Below are 23,456 nucleotides of genomic sequence, written 5' to 3' on the forward strand. Positions count from 1 at the left end.
GGTATGCTCAGAAAACCACCGTTCTTCACATTAAGGAGAAAATGTGAAGAATTCCCGCATTCATATACAATGATAACGATTCTTATTACTATTCGTATTCTCTTGGGAAAATATAAATTGCAATAGGATCATAATAAATGTGTGTAACTAAAAATTTCACTATGGGACCGCTCGCCATTTTATTCACCGCCATTTTCAGCAGCGGCGCCGGCGCCGAAACGACGGGGGAAACCGACAGCGAGGACGTGATGGTCGTCAAGGCCACGGCCGAAGAGGAGCTGAAACAGCAGCCCGGCGTATCCATTATTACCGCGGACGACATTAAAAAAGAACCGCCGGTAAATGACCTGTCGGATATCATCCGCAAAATGCCCGGCGTCAACTTGACCGGCAACAGCGCCTCGGGCAGCCGCGGCAACAACCGCCAAATCGATATCCGCGGCATGGGGCCGGAAAATACGCTGATCCTGATAGACGGCAAACCGGTCACGTCGCGTAATGCGGTGCGCTACAGCTGGCGCGGGGAGCGCGATACCCGCGGCGATACTAACTGGGTGCCGGTGGAGATGGTCGAGCGGATCGAAGTGTTGAGAGGGCCTGCGGCCGCGCGCTACGGTTCCGGCGCTGCGGGCGGCGTGGTGAATATTATCACCAAGCGGCCGACCAACGATTGGCACGGGTCGTTATCCCTGTATACCAACCAGCCGGAGGATGATAAGGAAGGCGCCACCAAACGGGCCAATTTCAGCCTGAGCGGTCCGCTGATCGACGATGTGCTGACCATGCGATTGTACGGCAATATCAATAAAACCGACGCCGACAGCCCCGATATCAATACCCAGCAAAATGGCTCCTATGCCGCCGGCCGCGAAGGGGTGCGCAACAAGGACATCAACACGCTGCTATCATGGAAAATCGATCCCCGGCAAAGCATGGACTTCGAATACGGCTACAGCCGCCAGGGCAATATCTACACCGGCGATACCCAGTACAGCAATGGTAACGTCAGCAGCCTGGTGCCGACGCTGTATGGCGAGGAAACCAACCGCATGTACCGCCAGAATTATGGCGTGACCCATAACGGCGTCTGGGACTGGGGCCAGTCCCGCACCGGCTTCTATTATGAAAAAACCAATAATACGCGCCTGATGGAGGGGTCGACGGGACGCGTAGAAGGCATGATCAATAGCGACACCTTCTCCACCAGCCGGCTGGAGAACTACAAAGCCAATACGGAGCTGAATATCCCGCTGAAGTTATTGGTGGATCAAACCGCTACCCTTGGCGCCGAATGGAACCGCGAAGAGCTGAACGACCCGGCATCGATGCATGCCACCAGCCAGACCAATGCGAACATCGGCGGTGTATCGGGCAATCCCGCGCTGCGCAGCAGTAAAAATAGCGCGGAATTAAGCGCGCTCTATTTTGAAGATAATATCGAAGCCCTGCCAGGCACCGACCTTATCCCCGGACTGCGTTTCGATTATCACAGCAAGTTCGGCGCCAATTGGAGCCCCAGCCTGAATATGTCCCAGGAGCTCGGCGATTTTTTCAAGCTCAAGGCGGGCATCGCCCGGGTGTTTAAGGCGCCTAATCTGTATCAATCAAGCGAAGGGTATTTATTGCGCACCAATGGCAACGGCTGCCCGGCGGGGGTCGCCACCGGCGCCTGCTACCTGCTCGGCAACGATGACTTAAACCCGGAAATCAGTATCAACAAAGAGATCGGCCTGGAATTTACTGCCAACGGCTATGACGCCGGCATCACTTATTTCCGTAACGATTACCGTAATAAAATCGTGGCCGGCACCGATGTTATCGGCACCGCGTCGGACGGCGGCAATATCCTGCGCTGGGAAAATGGCGGCAAGGCGCTGGTGGAAGGGCTGGAGGCTAATCTGGCGATACCGGTGCTGCCCGATACGCTGAACTGGCGTACCAATGCCACTTATATGATCACCTCCGAGAATAAGGAAACCGGCAATCCGCTATCGGTGATTCCCAAATACACCATCAATACCCTGCTGGACTGGCAGGTTAACGATAAATTGTCCGCCAATGCGGCCTGGACCATGTACGGCCGGCAGAAACCGCGTGAATACGCGGACATACGCAACGAAGTCGGCTCGCTGTCCAGCAAAGAACTGGGTGCTTATTCCGTGCTGGGCGTCGGCCTGAATTACGATGTGACAAAAAATGTCCGGGTCAATGTCGGTATCAGCAATCTGCTGGATAAACGCATTTATCGTGAAAACGAAGGCGCATTAACATATAACGAACCAGGACGAGCCTATTATGCCGGCTTAACCACGTCGTTCTGACGGATATTGCGCCGCCGGAAAGCAGAGAACCCTGGCGGCGGTGAAAAAACGGGGATGGCCGGCAGGTCACTGCCTGATCCCTTCAACTGAAATAAGCACGTCCACCTGCTGCGAGGCCGGACCCAGATCCGTGGTGATATTAAAATCTTTTAGCGCCAGGGTTCCTTCAGCTTCGAAACCCGCGCGATAGCCGCCCCAGGGATCGTTGCCCTGGCCGACCAATTTGGCTTCCAGGGTAATGGGTTTGGTCACGCCGTTTAACGTCAGGTTGCCGGTGATATCCCATTCATCGCCGTCTTTTTTCACCTGCGTGGAGGCGAAGGTGGCCTGGGGATGTTGTGCTACGTTGAGGAACTCCGCGCTCCTGAGATGTTTATCGCGTTCCGCATGATTGGTATCGACGCTTGCGGTGTTAATCACCACGTTCACCTTGCTGGCGGCGGGATTATCAGCGTCGAATGTGAAGCCGCCGTCAAAATCCCTAAAACCGCCGTAGAGCCAGCTGTAGCCAAGATGTTTGATCTTGAATTGAATAAAAGCATGCTGGCCCTGTTTATCAATTTTATACTCCGCCGCAACGGCTATGCCCGAGGCGAAAAATAACGCGACCGTCGCCAGGCCCAGGCTAGTCTTTTTCAGCATGGTGTTTTTCCTTATATTGCGCAGGTTGATGAAGGTGATACCCAAGCATCCGCTTAAGCGTGATGTCGCCATCGATAAAATGATGTTTTAACGCGGCCAGGCCGTGCAATACCGACAGGATCACCACGCACCACGCCAGGTACAAATGGATGTCGCCCGCTAAATCGGCTTGCCCCGCCAGGCCGCTAAGGGTGGCCGGAACGGAAAACCAGCCGAATACATTTATCGGCTGCCCGTCCGCGGTGGAAATCAAATACCCGCTGGTAAGCAGGGCGAAGAGCAGGATATATAAAGTCCAATGCGCCAGCACCGCGCCGGCGCGGGTCAGCGGCGAGTAATGGCTGAGGGGTTTGGGCGGCGGGGAAATAAAACGCCAGATCAGGCGTAAGATCATCATGGCGAACAGGAGACAGCCGATGCTTTTGTGCAGTTCGGGCGCGCGATGATACCAGGTCGCATAATAGCCAAGCGTCACCATCCACAGGCCTAGCGCAAACATACCGTAAACGGCCAACGCCACCAGCCAGTGGATAGCAATGCTGATATGGCCGAAACTGTCGACTGAGTTGCGCCAGCGCATAAGGCATCGTCCTCGTGGGTTGCGTTACCCTTGGTCAACAAATAAAACAGATTGAAATAAAAAAGCAATTTAAGTCGTGTCAAATACGTTAAAGTTTTGTAAATAGAAACAACGAGTCCTGCCTTGGAAATGTTGGCATCAGACGTGGGCAAGGTTATTTTTAAGCCCGCGGAGAACGGCGTTGGCATAGGCCCGGTAGCGGATGCTAGATCAGCCATCCAAGGAGTAATGTGGCGCCGATGACCGTCGATGCTCCGCCGATCCGGGTGGATATCTGGGCGAACGGCATCAATGACATGCGGTTCGACGCTGATAGAATGGCAACGTCGCCGGTCCCGCCCAGTCCGCTGTGGCAGCATGTGACGATGGCGGCCTCGATCGGGTACATATTGAGATAAGGCGCAATCAGAAAACTCACGACGCCCATGGAAATGACCACCGAGGCACAGACGATCACATAGCCGAGGGAGAACACCGCGACGACGCTTTCCAGCGGGACATACAGCATGCCCAGTCCAATCATAAGCGGCCATACCAGTGTGGTGGATACAAATTTATAAAAACTATGGGCTCCTTCCTCCATCTTTGCCGGGATCACCCGCGCGTATTTACACAGTACGGCAATCAGAATCATCAATACCGGTCCGGGAATATGAACCCATTTTTCGACTAAACCCCCAACGATGAAAAAGGTGCAAATCATCAATAAACCGCCGCCCATCAGCGCGAAATCCACCGGACGTTCTTCTTCTTTTCGGGCAAACAAGGCATTTTCCGCCGCCGACCTGATTAATGTGCCATCGCCACTCCAGTGAGTGCGGCGGGTGCCCAAACGGGCCAGCACGCCGGCGCAGACGATAGCGAAAATATTGCCCACGACGGCGGCGGGAGCCAACTGCGCCACGTAAACATCCGGCGAGGCGCCCAGGATGGCGGAATAAGCCAGGGAAAGGGGTAAAATACCTTCGCCGATCCCGCCGCCCAGGATGGGGACGATAATAAAGAAAAAAGTATGGTAAACGCTATACCCGAATAATTTACCCACCACCAATCCGCTTATCGCCGCCGTTGCGGTTCCCGCCAGCAAGGGTATAAACATACGGATCATGCCTTGCACCAGGACAATACGGTTCATGCCGAGGATACTGCCGACCACCAGGCTGGCGATAACAAAATACAGCAGGTTGGCCTCCTTCATTAACAGGTGTACCGTCTCCAGGGTATTAATTTTAAAAACGCCAAAAAAAACCATTACCGACGGTACCATTAGACAAAGAATGGCTGGGCCGCCAATATCGCGCAGCACGGGAATCCGTCGGCCAATATGCGACAGCAAAAATCCCAGGGTCATAATGACGGCCAAACCACCAATCATATTTTTAGGCAGGTAGCTGGAATAGGCGGAAATAAACACGATGCTGGCGATGGTAATGAAAAGAATCAACGGCACCGAACTGATATCAGCGCCGTTGCATTGCCTGAAGAATGTCGATGAGGGCGACGTTGCTGTTTTTTCATAATTCTCAATCGGTTTGTCGATTTTTTCCATTATAATCACCTTGCTGTTTTGGCGGTGCGCTGATAAGAGGTTAATGGGTTTTATTGATTAAATAGCTGACGTTAAATACATATTATAAAATTATGATGTTTTATTTTATACTCAGACGTATAATTTGTGTGCGCTACTCATCACACAATCTTTTTGGTAATTTAATTAATCTTTGTTTAATTAAAAAACTTTAAATAGTTAAAAATGCATATTAATAATTAAATTTAACTGAGAGTTGCAACCTGACATGCTATAACAGTCACCACTGATGGGTTTTTTAGCCGGGTGCGGACAACTGCTTTATGCCAAGCTGCTCGCCGGCTGTGAGTGGAAAAATATAAATACAAGCGTATTTATTGATGTTATCTGCGAGGGTTGTGAAATGGCATCGTGCAAAACGTTGTACACACATTATACCGGGTCATTGCTGCTGGATAATCCCTTGCTGAATAAGGGATCGGCTTTCACCGAACAAGAGCGTCGCGCCCTCAATCTCTGCGGACTGTTACCGAATCAGGTCGAAACCATCGGCGAGCAAACGGAGCGCGCTTATTCTCAATACTGCCAATTTAAACGGGATATTTCGAAACATATCTATTTGCGTAATATCCAGGATACCAACGAGACATTGTTTTATAATTTGTTGCGTTATCATCTTGACGAAATGCTGCCGATTATTTACACCCCAACGGTTGGCGAGGCCTGCGAGCGATTTTCGGCGATCTATCGCCGCGCCAGAGGGTTGTTTATTGCCTATCCGGACCGGGATCGTATTGACGACATGCTGCAGAATTTCTCTAAACATGATATCAGAATCATTGTGGTTACCGACGGGGAGCGCATTCTCGGGTTGGGCGATCAGGGCATTGGCGGCATGGGCATTCCTATCGGCAAGCTCTCTTTATATACCGCCTGCGGCGGCATTAATCCGGCACAAACGTTACCGATCATGCTGGACGTCGGAACCAACAATATGCAGTGCCTGGACGACCCGCTGTATATGGGCTGGCGGCACCCGCGCATAAACGATGACGAATATATGGCCTTCATCGACGCCTTTATCGTGGCGGTCAATACCCGCTGGCCCCGCGTCTTGTTGCAGTTCGAGGATTTCGCCCAAAAGAACGCCATGCCCCTGCTTGAACGTTATCGCCATACGCTGTGCTGTTTTAACGATGATATCCAGGGTACCGCCGCGGTAACGCTGGGAACCCTGATCGCCGCCAGCCATGCCGCGGGCGGCCGGTTACGCGATCACCGGGTCGTATTCCTCGGGGCGGGTTCCGCCGGCTGCGGCATTGCTGAAAATATCATCGCGCAAATGATGGCGGAAGGGGCCGGAGAAAAAGAAGCCCGTGCCCAGGTCTTTATGGTCGATAGATTTGGTCTGTTGACCGACGATATGCCCAACCTGCTTGATTTCCAGCGCCGGCTGGTGACCGCCCGCACCTCGCTCGCCGGCTGGGGCCTGACTACACCCAGCGTCTCGCTGCTGGACGTGGTGCGTCACGCCAAGCCGAGCGTGCTTATCGGCGTCTCCGGCCAGACAGGGCTGTTTACTGAGGAAGTCGTGCACGAAATGCTGCGCCACTGCCCGCGGCCGATTATTATGCCGCTGTCCAATCCGACATCGCGCGCGGAGGCCCGGCCGCAGGACGTGCTCGCCTGGACCGAAGGCGCGGCAATGATGGCGACGGGCAGCCCGTTTGCGCCGGTGATTTACCAGGATCGACGCTATGATATTCCCCAATGCAATAATGCGTATATTTTCCCTGGCCTGGGGCTGGGCATTCTTGCATCGGGCGCCAGCCGCGTCACCGATGGCATGCTGATGGCGGCCAGCCAGGCATTGGCGGCCACTTCGCCTTTGGCGATGACCGGCGCGGGGCCGCTACTGCCGCCGGTGAATGATATTCAGCAAATATCGCGCGCGATCGCCGTTAAGGTGGCCAAAACCGCCCAGGAAGAAGGCGTGGCGTCGGTCATGTCGGAAAAGGACCTTGCCCGGTCATTGGAGCAGAATTATTGGCAGGGTGGTTATAGCCATTATAAACACTCATCTTTTTAAATCGTTTATGCGCCACCTGGGGGTTGGGGCTATCGGTCCGACACACGGTTTGTGTTTTTTTATGCCCATGAGTGTTATGAGGAATGCCGATGGATCCCTCCCACATCATTTTTGCCCTGCTGGGCTGGTTGGAAAATAACTTGGATCAGCCATTAATAATGGATCGGATTGCGAGTAAATCAGGTTATTCAAAATGGCATTTACAACGTATGTTTTCCAGAATAACCGGTACGACGCTGGGTTCATATACCCGGGCGCGCAGATTGTCCCGGGCAGCGGTGGCGTTATGCGTCACCGATTTACCCATTATTGATATTGCCATCAGATATCATTTTGACTCCCGGCAGAGCTTCACCCGGGCGTTTAAAAAACAGTTTGGCCAAACGCCCGCCTTTTACCGCGATACGACGGAGTGGCCGTCGTTTGGCATTTGTCCTCCGATACGACCAGGCGCCGCGACTATGCCGCCGCTCACCTATGTCACCTTACAGGATGTGCAGTTATACGGCGTCACCAGCAGCTATACCGGGTCGCTTGGGCGGGATAGCACTTTTTTTCGCGCCGATTTGCATACGGATTTTTGGTTTCACTATTTGGAGCAAGCGCGGATCTTACCGTCCGTCTTGTTTGGTCTAAATCATGTACTGCCGAATAAAAGCCCTGAAATGGGACAGGAAGTCATATTCCGTTACACCACTGCGCTTCAGCCAAAGTATGCCCCCACAGGTCAACCGGTAATACTGGCGGGCGGTGAATACGCGCTATTTACCTATAACGGAGATACGGGCGGCCTGCAGAATTTTATTTTGATGCTGTATGACACTTATTTGCCAAAGCTGAAATTAACGCGCCGTCAGGGGCCGGATATAGAGTGCTTTTATCCGCAAGGCAAAGAGGAGATAGCAACGCTGCATCAATCGAATTGCCAATACCTGATACCGGTATACCGCTGAAGACATCGTTGTCCTTGCCTGGCAGTATCCCAATGCGTTGTGCGGGTGATATTTGTATCCGGGGGCGTCCGGCCGGGTAACGAAGGCAGGGGTGCGAAGCACGATCCCGATCGTTACTGATAGGGCCTTTACCACGCTGTCGCGCCAGGCCGATACGGCGAAGGCGTCCAACTATCTGATGAATCACTGGCAGGTGTTGTGCTACTACGCCGGCGATGGCTGGGCGGAGATCGATAACAATATCGCCGCAAACGCGCTGCGGGTAGTGAGCCCGGGCCGCAAAAATTGCCTGTTCTTCGGTTCGGACCGCGGCGGTGAACGAGCGTTGCAAGCTAAACGGGGTGGAACCGGAAGCGTATCTGCGTCATGTGCTGGCAGTTATCGCGGAACATCCCATCAACAAGATCAAAGATCTCCTGCCGTGGCACCTCGACATCCCTGCTGAGTAAGGGGCAATACGGCGCTAGACGGTCGCCTACTATGATGCCGCGGCAATTTTTTATAGTGGCAAAAAAAATGGCACGACAGAGAATTTTTTTTCAAGCTGTCATCAGTGCCCTCCATACAAAAGAAAGTGGCACAACAAACAATAGCGCTGGTAAAAAATTCACCACGGAAAAAATTTTAATCTGTGCGATGCGAAGTCCCACGGCAATCATAATTATACCACCGCAGGCCGAGAAATCGGCGAAAGCCGCCTTATCCATATATGGCATAATCCACACCGCTAGTCCAAATAAAGCGCTCTGGATTAACAGCTGGGGTATGGCCACCATCACTAAGGTAATCCCAAGTGACATCGAAAAGATCATCGCGGTAAAAAAGTCCATAATCGATTTAACCAGCAGCAGCTGATAATTACCTTCGAATCCTTCGGTCAATGCGCCGACTATGCCTAGTCCACTGGCACAAAACAGGACAATCATAGCGGTAAAACTTTGGGCGAATTCTTTTGCTGGCATAGTGCTACGGGTTTTGATGACTCGGGATAGCCAGTATTGAAGCTTTCCTGCCCCCCATTTAACGCCATGCTCCAGGGAAAACAATTCACCTAATGTGGTTCCAAGGATCAATGCGAAAATTACCGCCGGCATATTCTGTACTTTTATCACCATCACAATACCGATCGATATCGATGCCAGCGCAAAAGTTGCGGGTAATCCTTCACGTAGCCGCTCTGGTACATGTTTGGCGAATGAAATGCCTAGCAGTCCCCCAGAGATAATTGCCGCACTATTAAGCCATGGTCCTAACATGATATCCTCATGATTATCCTATATAGATTTGTTATCTTGTTTTTCGTCGTTTTCAGGCATAGGAATTAAGGTAAACCAGACTACCCCTTCCCATCGTGCACTGGCTGAGCGTCAGCGGTGTACATACAGCTGAAGTCACGCACATAAAAAGCTGGAAAAATCGCCAGGAAGAAGAACTGGCCGCGTGAATCGCCAATTTTATCTGCGCCGGGGGGCAATTCCCAGCGCCTAGGATAATATTAATGTGCCAATCCAATTTGCTGCATAAACGAGGCGTTGTCCCAGAACAAATACTCTTCATCCATCACGCCGCTTTTAGTCCAATGGCCAAGGGTGGCCATCGTCAGCTTAAATGGCTTGCCTGTGGGTGCCGCCATTTTGCCGTTTCCCAAAGGCATCGGTTTGGTGAAGGTTCCCTCCATCATGCCGATGACCCCGGTCCATTCGCCCGAACCAAAGCGCACCGGATGCACATTGATATGCGTATCCGGCGCAAACACGAATGTTTGCTTTAATTCAACAATATGGGCCGCCAATCCTTTGGTCGTATGGCCGTCAGGATAATGCACCAGGATATCCTGGGCATGGCTTTCATGCAGGCGATCCCATTTCTGATGGGTATATACGTCGAAATCGAGAGTATCAAACGTTTTAAGATTGTTATTAACGTTTTTTTCAGCGCTCTGATATTTCGACAGTTCCTGCATCAAGGGTGGTATGGCGTCATTCGCGCTTTTGGCTTTATCAGCGGCAAATGCGGAGGAAACGGCCAGCCCAAGCGCCAGTGCGGCAGTCACGACATGAGATGATAATTGCATGATAATACTCTCCTTATTAGATAGCGTGTCTGGACGCCGGTTATTTGTTGATAAGCCAGGTCGGCGCAATGGTGGTGCCAAGTCCGGCGCCATAGCCAAAGTAGATATTCAACCCGCCCAGCGGCTCAAGATAACGGGCATTTTTTAATCCGCCGGCATCAATCGCGCTAAAGCCCAGCGAGTGAACCACCGTGGATACCGTTTCTTTTGCCGATGCATCGTCAGCGGCGATAAACACCGGCACCGTGCTGCCCGCCAACTCGGGACCGGCGGCCAGTACCTGGGCAAATATCGTGTTGAAGGCTTTCACCAGACGGACGCCGGGGAAGGCGTTGGCGATTTCCTCGGCCGCGGACGTGACGTGTCCAAGGGTGAGCGACATATAATCGGCGCTCAACGGGTTGGTGATATCAATAATCACCTTGCCGTCCAGATTGCCAAGGGCGCGCAGCGCGTTCACCGCGTCACCGTAGGCGGTGGCGAGAATAATCACGTCCGCCCCGGCGGCCTTGGCGGGTTCCGTGGTTTTGGCTCCGAATTGCTTAGCCAGCGCTTTGGACTTGCCGGCGTCGCGCCCGACGATGTACACCAGATGTCCGGCTTTGGTCAGTTGTTTGACGAAACCTGCGGCCATATTGCCTGCGCCGATAACGGTTATTTTCATAGCAATTTCCTTTTGGTATAGGGGGTGATGGCGATGACTGAACAAGCGAATTGATACAATAAGCGTTTTTAATGGTGGGAAAAATGGCGCTATGAGAATATGACTATTACGTAAAACGTAATAATAAGAGAAATGAAGTGGATATCGTCAAAGCTATGCAGGTCTTTGCCACAGTGGTAGAGGAAGGCGGTTTTTCCAGGGCGGCGGATAAACTGGCGACATCGGGAGCGGCGGTGTCACGCCAGATTGCGGCATTGGAGAATCATCTCGGCGCGCTCTTGCTGCAGCGCACCACGCGGCGGCTATCGCTAACCGAACCAGGCGAGGCGCTCTATGAGCGTGCCCAACAGATACTTGCCAGTATCGCCGAAACCGAGGCTGTGGTGGGGCAATACGCGCTGCGGCTGTCCGGATCGTTTCGCATCAGTGCGCCGCTGTCGTTCGGTATCCATCAATTAGCGCCGGTATTGCCTGAGTTTCATCGGCGGCATCCGGACTTGCAGTTTGATATCGATCTCTCTGATCGGGTGGTTGATTTAGTACATGAAGGGTTTGATCTCGCCATCCGCATTACCCGAGCCCCGAGCCCCAATTTGATTGCCCGCAAGATAGCGCGCATCAATATGATCGTTTGCGCCGCGCCAGGTTACCTGGCCGAGCGCGGCGTACCCATGACTCCCGCCGATCTCGCCGGCCACGATACGCTGGGCTATTCTTATCTCAGCTCAAGTGATAACTGGGAGTTTTATGATGCGGCGGGAACAGCAATCCAGGTACGTATCCAGCCTACGGTGCATGCCACCAATGGCGATCTGCTGCGTCACCTGGCGTTGGCCGACGGGGGCATTATGGCGCAGCCGGATTTTATCGTAAGTGAGGATATCGCCAGCGGGAAGTTACAGCGGATCCTGACTGAATGGAGTTTTGGGGAATTCAATCTGTATGTGGTTTATGTCAGCCGCCGGTTCCTACCGGCAAAAATGCGGGTTTTCATTGATTATCTGGTGGAAGTCTGGGGCGAATTCCCGCATCGGTAAGCCTTATCTATTCCTGATTCCCAGGATCGACTGGCACTCTGTTTGCACCGCGCTCAGCGCCAACTCCAGGGCGGGAGAATGGGATAGAATGGCTTTGCCATTGGCCATAGCATAGAGAGGCTTAGGCCTATCGATCGTGGGCACGACCCTGACCAGTTGATCAGAGGCAATCCTGTCAAGGAAATAGACTTCCCTGCCGCGCAGCGTTGATATATCAATCGTTTCATAAGTCGCGGCAAACAGGGTTTCGAAAGGATGACGAATCTTGGCTGCAATATGGCAGTAGCTCATCTTAGCCAGTTCGTTCAAACCCCAGCCCAGCCTGACACCGGTTCCCCGGCATCGACCAGATTCCGCTCTCATGGGTATTTTCCGCGTGAGTTAGGGTATTCCCTATCGTTTAACCTGGCTGGCGGGGCGGGGAAGTCATGGCCGTTGTCCAGCATCTCGGGCAGGCCCAGAATAAAACGCTGCTCGCGTGCGCACAGCGTTTGCGGGAGTTAACAGGCATGCTTGCCGTCCTGCTCACCCGTTGCCATCGGGGAATATGCATCCGCCATTGCGAACCTGTGCCTTCACCTCTTCGCTTACTTGCACGGGATGCTGACTGATTCTCGCAATGAACTCCTTTTGTCCCCGCACGTATGACTTCGCATCGTGCTGCGCGCTCCACAGGACAATGCTCAGCATGATGGGAATGAGGTCCAGGCCTTTCTCGGTCAGCGTATAGAAGTCCTTGCGCCCGTCATCGGGGCTGGGCGCCCGCGAGAGAATGCCTTGCGCCTCAAGAAAGGCAAGGCGGGAAGCAAGGACATTGGTCGCGATCCCCTCTTCCGATTTCAGGAACTCGCCGTAGGTCTTCTTACCGGCAAAAACGATGTCGCGAATGATCAAGAGCGACCACCGGTCGCCGAAGATCTCCACGCCGTAGTTCACCGCGCAGTGGGACCTGATTTCTTTATCTGTCGTTTTCATGGCGAAATATTAACATTGCTTGCATATAGCAAGCAAATGCTATGATTACTTTCTTTTTACAAGTAACAATGCTTGCTTATTGCAAGTGATGTGGCTAGCATGGTTTGTATGTTGAGCGCGGTCACCGGATCGCCGCCGGCAAGCCATGAATGATTAGCCTCCTATCACTAAGGAAACTGCACATGAGCACTATCAGCATCATCGGCTCAGGCGGCATGGCCGCAGCGATCGGCGGCCTGGCCGCCAAGGCCGGACACACCGTCGAGGTGATGAGCCGCGACGCCGCCAAGGCGCGGGCGCTGGCCGGGCAGATTGGCGCCGGCGCGATCATAGGCACGTTCGGCGCCGCCCCGGCCGGGGATATCGTCATCCTGGCGGTTCCGTACTCCGCCGTTCTGGACGTCGTGAAGCAATACGGTGACAAGCTGGCAGGCAAGCTCCTGGTCGACATCACCAACCCCGTCGCCGCCGACCTCACGAGTTTTGTGACACCTGGCGACAGCTTCGGCGCGCGGGAGATCATGAAGGCCGCGCCTTCGGACGCCGTTGTCGTCAAGGCATTCAACACCCTGTTTTCCCAGGTCCTGGCTGCCGGCTCCTTCCAGGGGCGCTCGCTAGACGTCTTCATCGCGGGCGACGACGCGCGGGCGAAGGGGCATGTCGCGGTATTCATTGAAAGCCTCGGGCTGCGCCCGATGGATATCGGACTGCTGCCCATGGCGCGGACGCTGGAACACGTCTGCCTGCTGTCGCTGGGCCTGCTCGCCCACGCCATCAAGCACACCCACTTTTCAATCGGGGTCAGCCTTCCCGGCTGAGCTCACCCGTAGCGCTATTTTTTCATCTCACTGACAAGGAACAGCACCATGCACGTTTTAGTTACTGGAGGAACCGGCCATATCGGTTCGTACATCATCCCTGAACTGATCGCGGCCGGACACGACGTTACCGGCCTGGCCCGCTCGGATAAAGCCGCAGAGGCGGTGGCCGCACTTGGCGCCAAGGTGCGGCGCGGAGATATTTCCGACCTCGAGGGACTCAAGGCGGCGGCGGCGGACGCCGACGGCGTCATTCACGTCGCCCACAGGCAAGACCTGCTTCCCTCCGGCGGGATCGACGCCGTGGCCGCCGCGGAACGCCAGATCATGCTCGCGTACGGGGAGGCGCTGGCGGGAAGCGGCAAGCCGCTGGTCGTGTCGGGGAGCATCGGCGCGCCCGGATGGGAAAAACTGGGCCGGCCAGCCACCGAGGAGGACCCGTCACTTCCCGGCGGCGATGCGTACAAGGGGACCCTGCGGGTGCGTAACGTCGTCGATCTCGCCGTCATCGGCCTCGCCGAGCGGGGCGTGCGGTCGTCGATCGTGCGGATCCCGACCATCGCGCACAGCACGACCGACGTCGCCTTCCTGCCATTGTTGATCGGGCTGGCGAAGGAGAAGGGCGTCATCGGTTATCCGGGAGAAGGCGCGAACCTGTGGCCGGCCGTACACGCCCGTGACCTCGCCATCTTGTTCCGCCTGGCGCTGGAGAAGGGTGAGGCGGGCAAATATTGGCATGGGGTCGAGAGTGAGGGCATCCCGTTCCGCGCCATCGCCGAGGCCATTGGCAGCCGCCTGAACGTGCCGGCCGTGAGCATTCCCGCGGACGTGCTGATGTTGCCGGGCTACTTTGGCTTCCTGGCAAATCTGGTCACGCTCGATCTCCCGGCATCAAGCCTTATCACCCGGCAGGCCCTGGGCTGGGAACCCACTCAGCCCGACCTGTTCGCCGATATGGATAACGGCCACTATTTCCCGACCGCCTGACGCGCGCTGTATTACCGGGGCGATGTCCCGGTAATACATGACGAGCAACCTGTTAACTGACGAGGAAACAATATGAGCACTCCCATCAGCACTATCAGCATCATCGGCGCCGGCGGCATGGCCACGGCAATCGCGGGCCGTACCATCAAGGCTGGGCACACCGTCGAGGTGATCGGCCGCGACCCGTCCAAGGCGCAGGCGTTTGCCGACAAGCTTGGCGCTGGCGCGACCACCGGGACGTACGGCGCCGCACCCAAGGGCGACATCGTCATCCTCGCCGTGCCATACGGCAGTGCTGCGTCGGTGGTGGCCGATTTCGGGGCGGCGCTGGGCGGCAAGGTGATCATCGACATCACCAACCCTATCGCACCCGACCTCTCGGGCCTCGTGTCCCCCAACGGCAGTTCCGGCGCGCAGGAGACGGCCAAAGGCCTCCCCGCCGGTGCGCATGTCGTGAAAGCGTTCAACACTCTCTTCGGCCCTGTGCTTGCCAAAGGTGGTCGGCTCGACGCGTTCATCGCAGGCGACGATGGGCAAGCCAAGGCCCGCGTTGCGACTTTCCTCGGGAGTCTCGGCCTGCGGCCTTTGGACATTGGTGCCCTGCATATGGCCCAGACGCTCGAATCGCTTGGCCTCTTGATGATCGGCCTGGCAAAAAACGGCGCCGGCACGTTCGATATTGCCATGCACGTCGATATCGGATTGGCGCGATGAGCACGCAAGGGAACGTGCAGATCGTGAAGGCACTCTTTGCAGCACTGGGCCGCGGCGATCTGCAAGGTGTGCTGGCGTTGACGGACGACGATGTCGAGTGGGTCATTCCGGGCGAGTGGCCGCTGGCCGGCACGTACTGCGGGCATACGGGGTTGGCTGATTTTTTTCACAAGGCCGCTGACAGGGTGGAAACGTCCATTTCTGCGCCCCTCGAATTTATCGCGCAGGCCGACCGCGTCCTGATCGTGGGTTTGAGCACGGGAAAAATAAAGGCCACGAACAAGGCGTTCGTGGACCATTTTGTCTTCGCCATGACGGTGCAAGATGGCAAGGTGACGCACATCCGGGAGTATATCGACACGCTGGCACTGGCACGGGCGGCCGGGATGGCGGCTGCAAACCTTGGCTGACCCGGGCATAACGGCCAGCGCGGTCGCCGTCGACGGCGGCCTGGCTTAGATCTAACAAACAAGGAGCACTGATGACGTATGCAATTATCGGCTTCGGCAAACTTGGCCAGGCGCTGGCCAAAGCCTTCGCCCGCAGCGGCATCGACGTATTGGTTGCTACCACGCGCGATCCGGAACGTTTTGCTGCCGATGCTGCCGCAATCGGACCCACGGTCATTCCCACCACACTGGCGCAAGCCATCAAGGCAGACATCATCTTTTTGGCCGTCCGTTACGAATCGCACCCGGATGTCGCGAAAACATTGTCGACCTGGCAGGGAAAGACCATCGTCGATGTGACCAACGCCTACGGCGTGCTCGCCGAGGAACTGAAAGGACAGGCTTCGGCCGCGGTCGTCGCGCAGGCTTTCATGGGTGGAAAAGTCGTCAAGGGTTTCAACCATCTGGGCGCTTCCGTTCTTGGGCAGGATCCGGCCGTCCATGGTGGCAAGAGGGCCGTGTTCCTCGCGAGCGACGACGACAGCGCAGCAGCAGAGATAGCGGCACTGGCGGAGAAGCTCGGTTTTGCTCCGATCTCACTTGGCGCCCTGGCGAAAGGTGGCCTGCTGGTGCAGGCGCGGGAAAAAGGCTGGGGTCAACTGATCTTAAAGGACCTGGTCAAGTTCGACTGATGAAACGGGAAGCACATGTCGATGCGATCCTGCCACTTTTCGCTAATCTTGAAGCGCTTAAACGACTATCCGGAATGAGCAGCAATATGCTTTTTCTAGCCAGATATTGCGATGACGGAAAGTGAAGCCTCTCTTTCCCGGTGCTGGATAAACAGCAGATTAACGCTGATGCCGGGTGACAAAATTGTCATCATCCCGTCACGCGTTAAACAGAACCAGATCTTTATACTCAATCGTAAATCAGGATAACAGTGGAATGAGACGTTTCGCTTAAGACCTGGACTGAAATAAAAACTGGGGTTGCGAGTCATAAATAAACTGCGGGTAGACATCCCGGATTCCGATCATGAAACGCTAACCATCTACTGTTTGTTACTGGAGAGTATGAACTATGAAAAAAAATCTTATTACCCTCGCTGTTGCCATGATCTTCGCTTCTTCTGCATGGGCAGCTGAAACCGTGGATGTGCATGACCAGATAAATAATGCCCAGGCACCGGCACATCAGATGATGTCATCAAAGCAGGATGCCGCAATCCAGGGAACTGATCCGAAAACGATGGATATGGATGAACATGGTAAAGCCGCGTTGTCACATGAAAATCTAAAAAATAGTAATTCCCCTGCCCATCAGAGTATGGCGGAAATGCACAAAAAGCAGATAAAAAACAAGGCGCCGGGTGACACTGCCACGTCAAAAACCTTTACTGACATGAGCGAGCATGAAAAGGCCGCCGTCGCTCATGAAAAATCCAATAATGGTCAATCATCGATTATTCATGAGCAGCAGGCCGAGCAGCATCGCGGCCAGGATAAAACCAACTGATCGCAAACTGCAAATCTGAGCACCCTCATTTAAATGTTTTTTCATGATGGCAAGAGCCTCTGATTCAGAGGCTCTTTTAACATGGTCCCCTGCTGAAGAGGGTTTTTAAAAAACGTGTTACCCCATGAGTGATCTCTCACTTTTTTTTTCTTGGCGCAGCTAGGGGTGGGGGAGTGATGCTGTTAGCATAAAGAAAGAGTGCGCTTGCATGCAAAGTAAGCCGGCGCGCGCCCGGGTCATTAAAAATTGCCAGGTTCGATAGTCATCCCTCAACCACCGATCCCCGTCACGCAGCAGACTAAGCTGCTGGCGTTCACGCTGACTAGCGGGCCATCGCCATTAAGCTCTCTTTCATTTTCGCTGAGTCGCCGTGTTATGCCACGCGCTGGCACGTTGCGGGATCTGCCACGCGGGAAACGCTATCCGTTGTATATTCATGAATTCAGTTCAATAGGGCATGCGGGATTATGGCCTTAACGAGGGGGCCAAGTGCTTGTAGGCTTTTCAGTGACGGAGCCACCGCGTCCAGCGCTGTCGTGCTACTTGCGCAGCATTGCATTCAAAGCTTCGTCTCTTACGCCAGGCCGCCGGCTTTTTTAAAGCTGAGGGGCACATGAGGCGCGTTTTTACGACCCCCGAATTGATGGAAACTTATTGTGTGTATTCAATGTAACGAAGCCAACCGGGGGTCTCTGCCCGCCGAGTCTGGCCGTCCAACGCTATTGAAAATGGCGGGCATGGGATGGGGGGGCGCTCCATTGTGTGGGAGTAAGGCCTCCGTCGCCGGGGGGAAGACGGGTCCTGCATGGCAAGCATGACAGGCCAGGGGCACCGCGCCGCCGCGCTGGACCCGCTATGGACGTCCCGGTTTGTCCTGCTGCTGGTCAGCGCGGTGTTCATGTATATGATGACGTTCATGCTCACCCCGACGCTGCCCCTGTTCGTGCAGGACATCGGCGCCGGCACCACCGCGGCGGGCGGCGTCATCGTCGCCGGATATACCGTCGGATCGCTCCTGCCCCGGCTTATGTGGGGCAGCCTTGCCGACAGCTGGGGTCGACGACCCGTCTACCTGCTGGGCGTGGCGATCATGGCCGTCATCTCCCCATTGTTCACCGTCGCCGGCATACTCCCGGTGATCATCAGCCTGCGCCTGGTCCAGGGGGTCGGGTTCAGCGCCTCCTCAACCGGAGCCGCGACGGTCGCCGCCGACCTCGTTCCAGCCTCTCGCCGCAGCGAGGGCATCGGCTACTATGCGCTTGCCAATACCATCGGCATGGCCGCCGGCCCAAATCTTGGACTGATGATCCACCAGCAGTGGGGCGCCAACTGGCTGTTTATCGCCAGCGTCGCCTCCGGCCTGGTCGCCATCATCACCGGCCTATGGGTCGGGGATCGACGCCGGTGCCGCCAACCCAAGGTTTCCCTCCCGACGTCGGTCCCTAATCCCGTAGTGTCGCCGCGGGGCTGGGAGCGTTTGCTCGAGAAGAGCGTGCTGCGCGTGTGTGCGGTCCTCCTGTTCGTCGTCATGCCCTACGGGGCGATCATGGCCTACGTCGCCGCCTATGGCATCCACCAGGGCGTCACGCAGATCGGCCTTTATTTCACCGTCTTCGCCCTCGCCCTTCTCGTCGTACGCCTTGGCGTCGGACGGATAACCGACCGCTTCGGCGCGACAATCGTGTTCGTTCCCGGCGTCGCCGCGATGCTTGCCGGACTTCTCGTCCTCGGCTGGGCAGACGGTCTCACCGTCTTCTTGACCTCGGCCGCGCTGTTCGGCCTCGGCTACGGGGTGGCACTGCCGCTCCTGCAGTCCATCACATATGCCATTGCACCCGAGGACCGCCGCGGGGTTGCCAGCGCGACATTTTTTGCCACCGCCGACATCGGCTACGGACTCGGCGCCGTGCTGCTCGGCGTGTCGATTAGCCTCCTTGGCTATCGTATTGCGTTCGCCGGGCTTGCTCTCCTGGTCGCGATCGCCCTGATGCTGTTCCTGATACTTCTGCATCCGCAGCGACGACGCCGACAAGACGGTTGATCGCTGACGAAGGCTGCCACGAAGGCCTGGCATGACGGCCGCAGCGGCGTCATATCAGAAGGCAATAGCTCTTTAGTGGCGCGGCAGCGCATTAAGCCGGATGATGCCGGGCCTGGCTGTGGCCATACGGGTGGGGGTTCCGCTGGGCTTATGGATTGGCCAGCTTTTCAGCTGGCATATCGTGTTTGCCTTGGCGGGCGCGGTCGGATTAGTGACATGCCTGCTCATTGCCCGTTTTGTGCCATGTCGTGCAGGAGATGACGGCGCACATCAACCAGGCAGGATGCCCTTTGTTTCACACCTTGTTCCGCGTTGGATACGTATTTGGCCGGGGCGCCCCGCTAATAAGCATGCACTCTTAGCAGATTTAAGTCGGAAAATTTCTGTTCTGAGTTCGGCTTAGACATCCAGCTTGCGCGTAGCCAGCCATTCCACCATTGCCGGGTCACGATGCGAAAAGAAAGCGCTGGTCGCGGTGTCCATTGCTGCGACATGAGTCATTTCATCGGTGTTCAGTTCGAAATCAAGTACATTAATATTTTCTGCCATACGTTCTTTTCTAACTGTTTTTGCCAGAGAAACAATGCCGCGCTGATAAAGCCATTGCAATATCACCTGTCCGACACTTTTACCGTATTTCGCCCCTATTTTCGTTAATACTGGATTTTGAAAAAGTCCGTTGCGTCCTTCCGCAAATGGCGCCCAGGCTTCTGGCTGGATGCCACGACTTTTCATCCAGGGGACCGCCTGAAGTTGCTGATTGAACGGATTGACCTCGACCTGATTGACTGCCGGGGGGATTTTATTGAATGCCATTAAGTCCGCCAGGCGATCGGGATGAAAGTTGCTTACGCCTATGGCGCGAATTTTTCCAGTCTGATTCAGTTCTTCCATCGCCCGCCATGCACCGTGGACATCACCATAGGGCTGATGGATTAAATATAAATCGACATAATCAAGCTGGAGTCGATTAAGTGAACGCTCAAACTGCGCCTTGGCGCCGTCATAACTGGTGTCCTGCAACCAAAGTTTGGTGGTGATAAATAGCTCGTTGCGCGCAATGCCACTTTGTTTTAATGCGTTACCGACCTGGGTTTCATTCTGATAAGAGGCTGCTGTATCGATTAGACGATAACCGGTTTCAATGGCGGAAATGACAGCACGCTCGCACTCCGCTGCGTCAGTCATCTGGAAAACACCAAACCCAATCAAGGGCATCTCAATTCCGTTATTCAATGTTAGAGTTTGCATAGCGTTATCCTCTGTGAAAATATGAATCTGTGAAAATGTGAAAATCTTCGTCTATCTATTTTATAAGGATAGCGTAGATGTCGTTATGAGATTAGTGGTTGTAATCCGCATGGCTTTATTAGCTGGATTAATAAATAGCAGTGATAATAACCATTTCTCGCGGCGTACCTTCTGGGGGGCCAGGGGCAGAGCTTTAATCGGCCAGCGATTGGAATTTGAATGAATGTTCGCCAATCAAGGAGAAGTGCATGTTAAAGTAAACAGCGTTTAACCGCGTAATATGCACTATGTCATTAATGCCCGGCCTGGCACGGACGCGAGGCAGATCAACACGGCTTCGCCGCCCGAATGGACTGGACCCTTAAAGATTATTATGGACAGACATAAAATGGCCTAATCTGATTAACGCATGACAAAACGATGACAATGCTGTCATTTTAGTGATCGTCTATTGATATCGGCTATCGGCTCACTAGAATGATGTAACAACGTCGTTGTGTCGGAGGATGCGTGAAATTATTGGTTGTTGAAGATGAGGTGAAGACAGGAGAATATCTCTGCAAGGGATTAACAGAGGCTGGTTTTATTGTTGATTTAGCGGATAACGGTATGACAGGCTATCACCTTGCAATGACAGCGGAGTATGATTTAGTGATCCTTGATATCATGCTGCCTGATGTTAATGGATGGGATATTGTCAAAATGCTGCGTTCAGCGGAAAAGGGCATGCCGATTTTACTTTTGACCGCATTGGGCACAGTGGAGCATCGGGTAAAAGGACTTGAATTGGGGGCCGACGATTATTTGATTAAACCCTTTGCGTTTGCTGAACTCTTGGCGCGGGTACGCACTTTGTTGCGACGGGGTACCACCGTTATTGCTGAAAGCCAGTTTCGCGTTGCGGATTTGACGTTGGATTTGGTCACACGGCGGGTAACCCGGGGCGGTGTGAAAATTATACTGACCAGTAAAGAGTTTACACTTTTAGAGTTTTTTATCCGTCATACTGGGGAAGTATTGCCTCGTTCCTTGATTGCTTCCCAGGTTTGGGATATGAACTTTGATAGCGATACAAACGCAATTGATGTTGCTGTTAAACGCCTGCGGGCGAAAATAGATAATGATTTTACGCCAAAACTTATCCAGACAGTACGCGGCGTAGGTTATGTACTAGAGGTGCCGGATGCTGATTAAGCCGATGCAACGCCCTTTCTCTCTGGCCTTCCGGTTAACCTTCTTTATCAGCTTGACAACCATTGCCGCTTTTTTCGTCTTCACCTGGATTATGATCAATTCTGTCGAAAGGCATTTTGGCGAGCAGGATATAGCCGATTTAAAACAAATCAGCGCGACCTTGGCTAATATACTCAGCGAGAAAGAAGAATCTGAAAACATACGCTTAGATAAAATCATTAACGCAATTGTTAATCATAAAAATATCTTCGTCAATCTCGCAAATGATAAAAATCAGGTTATTTATCAATCCACGGACGGCCCTGATTTTACCAAGATAAGAGCATTACTTCCTGCTTTCGATAAAATTAATGCCAATAATATTATCATGTGGCAAGATGAAACCACAGGGGAAGCCGTTATCAATAACAGCAAAATGGAAGCGGCCAGTTATCGCGTTGTGGCACTACCTGTCAGTACCTTCGTTAACGGTAAAACGACAAGATATACACTTCTTATTGCACTTTCCATCGACTTCCATTTGCACTACATCCAAGAGCTGAAATATAAACTGATAATCACCGCGCTCTTGTTCAGTATGATTATTGTACTGGTTGTATTATTTGCTGTTTATCAAGGGCATGCGCCGCTTAGACGTGTAAGCAGAAAGATAAAAAGCATCACTTCAGAAAATTTGCATGTGAGATTATTGTCAACGAAAGTACCCATTGAACTAGAACAACTCATTGTGTCATTTAATCACATGATTGGCAGAATTGAAGATGTTTTCACTCGCCAGTCAAATTTTTCCGCGGATATTGCCCATGAGATACGGACCCCGATTACTAACTTGGTGACGCAAACGGAGATTACACTTAGCCAAACTCGTTCATCAAAGGAGTATCAGGATATTCTTTATTCAAATCTGGAAGAATTTTCTCGAATGGCAAATATGGTGAATGACATGTTATTCCTTGCTCAGGCCGATAATAACTTACTTATCCCTGAATGTGTTTCTATTGATCTCAAAAAAGAAATTATCAAAGTATTCGATTTTTTTGAAGCGTTAGCTGAAGAACGCGGGGTAAGCTTGCACTTCATTGGCAGTCCATTATTGGTAAAAGGCGACCCTCTGATGCTACGCCGCGTTATCAGTAACCTGCTGTCAAATGCCGTACGTTATACGTCCCCAGGCCATTCAGTCACAGTGAGCGTGACGGATACTATCGATGATGTACAGCTAGTTGTTGAAAACCCAGGTACCCCCATACCCGCCGAGCATCTGCCGCGGCTTTTCGACCGTTTTTACCGTGTCGATCCTTCGAGACAAAGAAGCAGCGATGGTAGTGGTATCGGTTTAGCCATTGTGAAATCTATTATTGGCGCACATCAAGGTAAGATATCCGTTACCTCCGATGTTATATCAACAAAGTTTATAATAAGCTTGCCAAAATAGCCATATTCAGCAAATCTTTAATGACACTCGAAATAATAAACTTGTGTCCATATTGATTATTTTCTTTACTCTGATCTATTGTGATTTAGTTTAGGTGTGTCGTTGGTGAAGGGAATGAATGCGTTTTATTAAAGTTACCGGTTAATTAATCATTCAACACCGAGTGACTGACTCCGGCGATGCGCCGGAGTCATCGGCTCCCTTGAGCAAGATAAAATGCTGTAAATTCCATGCGCAACGCAGTAA

The 23,456-nt window shown here is 53.4% G+C and carries 22 protein-coding genes and 1 pseudogene; 14 read left to right on the forward strand and 9 right to left on the reverse strand.

Features of this window, described 5'->3' with window-relative positions:
• Positions 1–137 precede the first annotated feature (137 nt).
• Positions 138–2,321 carry a TonB-dependent siderophore receptor gene (locus tag ACL2XN_RS01240; RefSeq protein ID WP_410014593.1) on the forward strand — a complete coding sequence of 728 codons (2,184 nt, stop codon included), beginning with the start codon at positions 138–140 and terminating at the stop codon, positions 2,319–2,321.
• 66 nt (positions 2,322–2,387) lie between these two features.
• Here ACL2XN_RS01240 and ACL2XN_RS01245 read toward each other — a convergent pair whose 3' ends face one another.
• From ACL2XN_RS01245 to ACL2XN_RS01255, 3 genes are all read right to left on the reverse strand, one after another.
• A complete protein-coding gene (locus ACL2XN_RS01245) occupies positions 2,388–2,960 on the reverse strand; it encodes a YceI family protein (protein WP_410016792.1) in 573 nt (190 codons plus the stop codon).
• Positions 2,947–3,543 carry a cytochrome b gene (locus tag ACL2XN_RS01250; RefSeq protein WP_413729910.1) on the reverse strand — a complete coding sequence of 199 codons (597 nt, stop codon included), beginning with the start codon at positions 3,541–3,543 and terminating at the stop codon, positions 2,947–2,949. The genes ACL2XN_RS01245 and ACL2XN_RS01250 overlap by 14 nt, the downstream gene beginning before the upstream one ends.
• A gap of 205 nt (positions 3,544–3,748) precedes the next feature.
• The gene (locus ACL2XN_RS01255) at positions 3,749–5,092 is read right to left on the reverse strand and encodes a 2-hydroxycarboxylate transporter family protein (protein ID WP_410014595.1); all 1,344 of its coding nucleotides are present in this window, start codon (positions 5,090–5,092) and stop codon (positions 3,749–3,751) included.
• A 382-nt stretch (positions 5,093–5,474) separates the two neighbouring features.
• Between ACL2XN_RS01255 and ACL2XN_RS01260 the strand changes: the two genes are divergently transcribed.
• From ACL2XN_RS01260 to ACL2XN_RS01270, 3 genes and pseudogenes are all read left to right on the forward strand, one after another.
• Positions 5,475–7,160 carry an NAD-dependent malic enzyme gene (locus ACL2XN_RS01260; protein ID WP_413729911.1) on the forward strand — a complete coding sequence of 562 codons (1,686 nt, stop codon included), beginning with the start codon at positions 5,475–5,477 and terminating at the stop codon, positions 7,158–7,160.
• 89 nt (positions 7,161–7,249) lie between these two features.
• Positions 7,250–8,113: a helix-turn-helix domain-containing protein gene (locus ACL2XN_RS01265; protein ID WP_413729912.1), complete on the forward strand. Its 864-nt coding sequence runs from the start codon at positions 7,250–7,252 to the stop codon at positions 8,111–8,113.
• A gap of 133 nt (positions 8,114–8,246) precedes the next feature.
• Positions 8,247–8,562 (forward strand): annotated as a pseudogene (locus tag ACL2XN_RS01270) (IS66 family transposase); the annotation flags it as partial.
• A gap of 90 nt (positions 8,563–8,652) precedes the next feature.
• Here the strand turns inward: ACL2XN_RS01270 and ACL2XN_RS01275 are convergent.
• From ACL2XN_RS01275 to ACL2XN_RS01285, 3 genes are all read right to left on the reverse strand, one after another.
• The gene (locus ACL2XN_RS01275) at positions 8,653–9,369 is read right to left on the reverse strand and encodes a DUF554 domain-containing protein (RefSeq protein ID WP_410014598.1); all 717 of its coding nucleotides are present in this window, start codon (positions 9,367–9,369) and stop codon (positions 8,653–8,655) included.
• 239 nt (positions 9,370–9,608) lie between these two features.
• Positions 9,609–10,187 carry an ester cyclase gene (locus tag ACL2XN_RS01280; protein ID WP_410014599.1) on the reverse strand — a complete coding sequence of 193 codons (579 nt, stop codon included), beginning with the start codon at positions 10,185–10,187 and terminating at the stop codon, positions 9,609–9,611.
• Positions 10,188–10,227: 40 nt separating this feature from the next.
• A complete protein-coding gene (locus ACL2XN_RS01285) occupies positions 10,228–10,851 on the reverse strand; it encodes an NADPH-dependent F420 reductase (protein WP_413729913.1) in 624 nt (207 codons plus the stop codon).
• A 137-nt stretch (positions 10,852–10,988) separates the two neighbouring features.
• Here ACL2XN_RS01285 and ACL2XN_RS01290 point away from each other — a divergent pair, with 137 nt between their 5' ends.
• Positions 10,989–11,888 (forward strand): LysR family transcriptional regulator, encoded by a 900-nt coding sequence (locus tag ACL2XN_RS01290; RefSeq protein ID WP_413723116.1) that lies wholly within the window; start codon positions 10,989–10,991, stop codon positions 11,886–11,888.
• Positions 11,889–11,891: 3 nt separating this feature from the next.
• Here ACL2XN_RS01290 and ACL2XN_RS01295 read toward each other — a convergent pair whose 3' ends face one another.
• Both ACL2XN_RS01295 and ACL2XN_RS01300 read right to left on the reverse strand, forming a co-directional pair.
• Positions 11,892–12,251, reverse strand: a complete 360-nt coding sequence (locus ACL2XN_RS01295; RefSeq protein ID WP_413729914.1) for a hypothetical protein — start codon at positions 12,249–12,251, stop codon at positions 11,892–11,894.
• Between the two features lie 162 nt (positions 12,252–12,413).
• The gene (locus ACL2XN_RS01300) at positions 12,414–12,863 is read right to left on the reverse strand and encodes a winged helix-turn-helix transcriptional regulator (RefSeq protein WP_413729915.1); all 450 of its coding nucleotides are present in this window, start codon (positions 12,861–12,863) and stop codon (positions 12,414–12,416) included.
• A 182-nt stretch (positions 12,864–13,045) separates the two neighbouring features.
• On the opposite strand from ACL2XN_RS01300, the gene ACL2XN_RS01305 reads away from it, so the two are divergent.
• The 7 genes from ACL2XN_RS01305 (at position 13,046) to ACL2XN_RS01335 (ending at position 19,330) form a co-directional block, all read left to right on the forward strand.
• A complete protein-coding gene (locus ACL2XN_RS01305) occupies positions 13,046–13,681 on the forward strand; it encodes an NADPH-dependent F420 reductase (RefSeq protein WP_413729916.1) in 636 nt (211 codons plus the stop codon).
• A gap of 48 nt (positions 13,682–13,729) precedes the next feature.
• Positions 13,730–14,668, forward strand: a complete 939-nt coding sequence (locus tag ACL2XN_RS01310) for an SDR family oxidoreductase (protein ID WP_413729917.1) — start codon at positions 13,730–13,732, stop codon at positions 14,666–14,668.
• A gap of 72 nt (positions 14,669–14,740) precedes the next feature.
• The gene (locus ACL2XN_RS01315; protein WP_410014606.1) at positions 14,741–15,382 is read left to right on the forward strand and encodes an NADPH-dependent F420 reductase; all 642 of its coding nucleotides are present in this window, start codon (positions 14,741–14,743) and stop codon (positions 15,380–15,382) included.
• Entirely contained in the window at positions 15,379–15,792 is a 414-nt protein-coding gene (locus tag ACL2XN_RS01320; protein WP_413728132.1) for a nuclear transport factor 2 family protein, read from the forward strand. Before ACL2XN_RS01315 ends, ACL2XN_RS01320 begins: the two co-directional genes overlap by 4 nt.
• Positions 15,793–15,863: 71 nt before the next feature.
• Positions 15,864–16,463, forward strand: a complete 600-nt coding sequence (locus ACL2XN_RS01325; RefSeq protein ID WP_413728133.1) for an NADPH-dependent F420 reductase — start codon at positions 15,864–15,866, stop codon at positions 16,461–16,463.
• 391 nt (positions 16,464–16,854) lie between these two features.
• Positions 16,855–17,289, forward strand: coding sequence for a copper-binding protein (locus ACL2XN_RS01330; protein WP_413723111.1), 435 nt, complete (start codon positions 16,855–16,857; stop codon positions 17,287–17,289).
• Positions 17,290–18,094: 805 nt separating this feature from the next.
• Positions 18,095–19,330: an MFS transporter gene (locus ACL2XN_RS01335; protein WP_413729918.1), complete on the forward strand. Its 1,236-nt coding sequence runs from the start codon at positions 18,095–18,097 to the stop codon at positions 19,328–19,330.
• Positions 19,331–19,729: 399 nt separating this feature from the next.
• Here the strand turns inward: ACL2XN_RS01335 and ACL2XN_RS01340 are convergent, their stop codons facing one another.
• A complete protein-coding gene (locus ACL2XN_RS01340) occupies positions 19,730–20,581 on the reverse strand; it encodes an aldo/keto reductase (RefSeq protein WP_413723109.1) in 852 nt (283 codons plus the stop codon).
• Between the two features lie 510 nt (positions 20,582–21,091).
• Here ACL2XN_RS01340 and ACL2XN_RS01345 point away from each other — a divergent pair.
• Both ACL2XN_RS01345 and ACL2XN_RS01350 read left to right on the forward strand, forming a co-directional pair.
• Positions 21,092–21,775 carry a copper/silver response regulator transcription factor gene (locus ACL2XN_RS01345; protein WP_413723108.1) on the forward strand — a complete coding sequence of 228 codons (684 nt, stop codon included), beginning with the start codon at positions 21,092–21,094 and terminating at the stop codon, positions 21,773–21,775.
• A complete protein-coding gene (locus tag ACL2XN_RS01350; RefSeq protein ID WP_413729919.1) occupies positions 21,765–23,210 on the forward strand; it encodes a Cu(+)/Ag(+) sensor histidine kinase in 1,446 nt (481 codons plus the stop codon). Before ACL2XN_RS01345 ends, ACL2XN_RS01350 begins: the two co-directional genes overlap by 11 nt.
• Positions 23,211–23,456 lie beyond the last annotated feature (246 nt).

The sequence above is a fragment of the Sodalis sp. RH22 genome (assembly GCF_047324165.1).
GTDB lineage: Bacteria > Pseudomonadota > Gammaproteobacteria > Enterobacterales > Enterobacteriaceae > Acerihabitans.

Excerpts from the sequence above, each read along its gene's own strand:
- ACL2XN_RS01280 (WP_410014599.1), bottom strand. The coding sequence starts at position 10,187 with ATGCAATTATCATCTCATGTCGTGACTGCCGCACTGGCGCTTGGGCTG.
- ACL2XN_RS01240 (WP_410014593.1), top strand. The coding sequence starts at position 138 with ATGTGTGTAACTAAAAATTTCACTATGGGACCGCTCGCCATTTTATTC.
- ACL2XN_RS01275 (WP_410014598.1), bottom strand. The coding sequence starts at position 9,369 with ATGTTAGGACCATGGCTTAATAGTGCGGCAATTATCTCTGGGGGACTG.
- ACL2XN_RS01305 (WP_413729916.1), top strand. The coding sequence starts at position 13,046 with ATGAGCACTATCAGCATCATCGGCTCAGGCGGCATGGCCGCAGCGATC.
- ACL2XN_RS01260 (WP_413729911.1), top strand. The coding sequence starts at position 5,475 with ATGGCATCGTGCAAAACGTTGTACACACATTATACCGGGTCATTGCTG.
- ACL2XN_RS01320 (WP_413728132.1), top strand. The coding sequence starts at position 15,379 with ATGAGCACGCAAGGGAACGTGCAGATCGTGAAGGCACTCTTTGCAGCA.
- ACL2XN_RS01300 (WP_413729915.1), bottom strand. The coding sequence starts at position 12,863 with ATGAAAACGACAGATAAAGAAATCAGGTCCCACTGCGCGGTGAACTAC.
- ACL2XN_RS01325 (WP_413728133.1), top strand. The coding sequence starts at position 15,864 with ATGACGTATGCAATTATCGGCTTCGGCAAACTTGGCCAGGCGCTGGCC.
- ACL2XN_RS01295 (WP_413729914.1), bottom strand. The coding sequence starts at position 12,251 with ATGAGAGCGGAATCTGGTCGATGCCGGGGAACCGGTGTCAGGCTGGGC.
- ACL2XN_RS01350 (WP_413729919.1), top strand. The coding sequence starts at position 21,765 with ATGCTGATTAAGCCGATGCAACGCCCTTTCTCTCTGGCCTTCCGGTTA.
- ACL2XN_RS01310 (WP_413729917.1), top strand. The coding sequence starts at position 13,730 with ATGCACGTTTTAGTTACTGGAGGAACCGGCCATATCGGTTCGTACATC.
- ACL2XN_RS01330 (WP_413723111.1), top strand. The coding sequence starts at position 16,855 with ATGAAAAAAAATCTTATTACCCTCGCTGTTGCCATGATCTTCGCTTCT.
- ACL2XN_RS01315 (WP_410014606.1), top strand. The coding sequence starts at position 14,741 with ATGAGCACTCCCATCAGCACTATCAGCATCATCGGCGCCGGCGGCATG.
- ACL2XN_RS01335 (WP_413729918.1), top strand. The coding sequence starts at position 18,095 with ATGGCAAGCATGACAGGCCAGGGGCACCGCGCCGCCGCGCTGGACCCG.
- ACL2XN_RS01265 (WP_413729912.1), top strand. The coding sequence starts at position 7,250 with ATGGATCCCTCCCACATCATTTTTGCCCTGCTGGGCTGGTTGGAAAAT.
- ACL2XN_RS01250 (WP_413729910.1), bottom strand. The coding sequence starts at position 3,543 with ATGCGCTGGCGCAACTCAGTCGACAGTTTCGGCCATATCAGCATTGCT.
- ACL2XN_RS01340 (WP_413723109.1), bottom strand. The coding sequence starts at position 20,581 with ATGCAAACTCTAACATTGAATAACGGAATTGAGATGCCCTTGATTGGG.
- ACL2XN_RS01255 (WP_410014595.1), bottom strand. The coding sequence starts at position 5,092 with ATGGAAAAAATCGACAAACCGATTGAGAATTATGAAAAAACAGCAACG.
- ACL2XN_RS01285 (WP_413729913.1), bottom strand. The coding sequence starts at position 10,851 with ATGAAAATAACCGTTATCGGCGCAGGCAATATGGCCGCAGGTTTCGTC.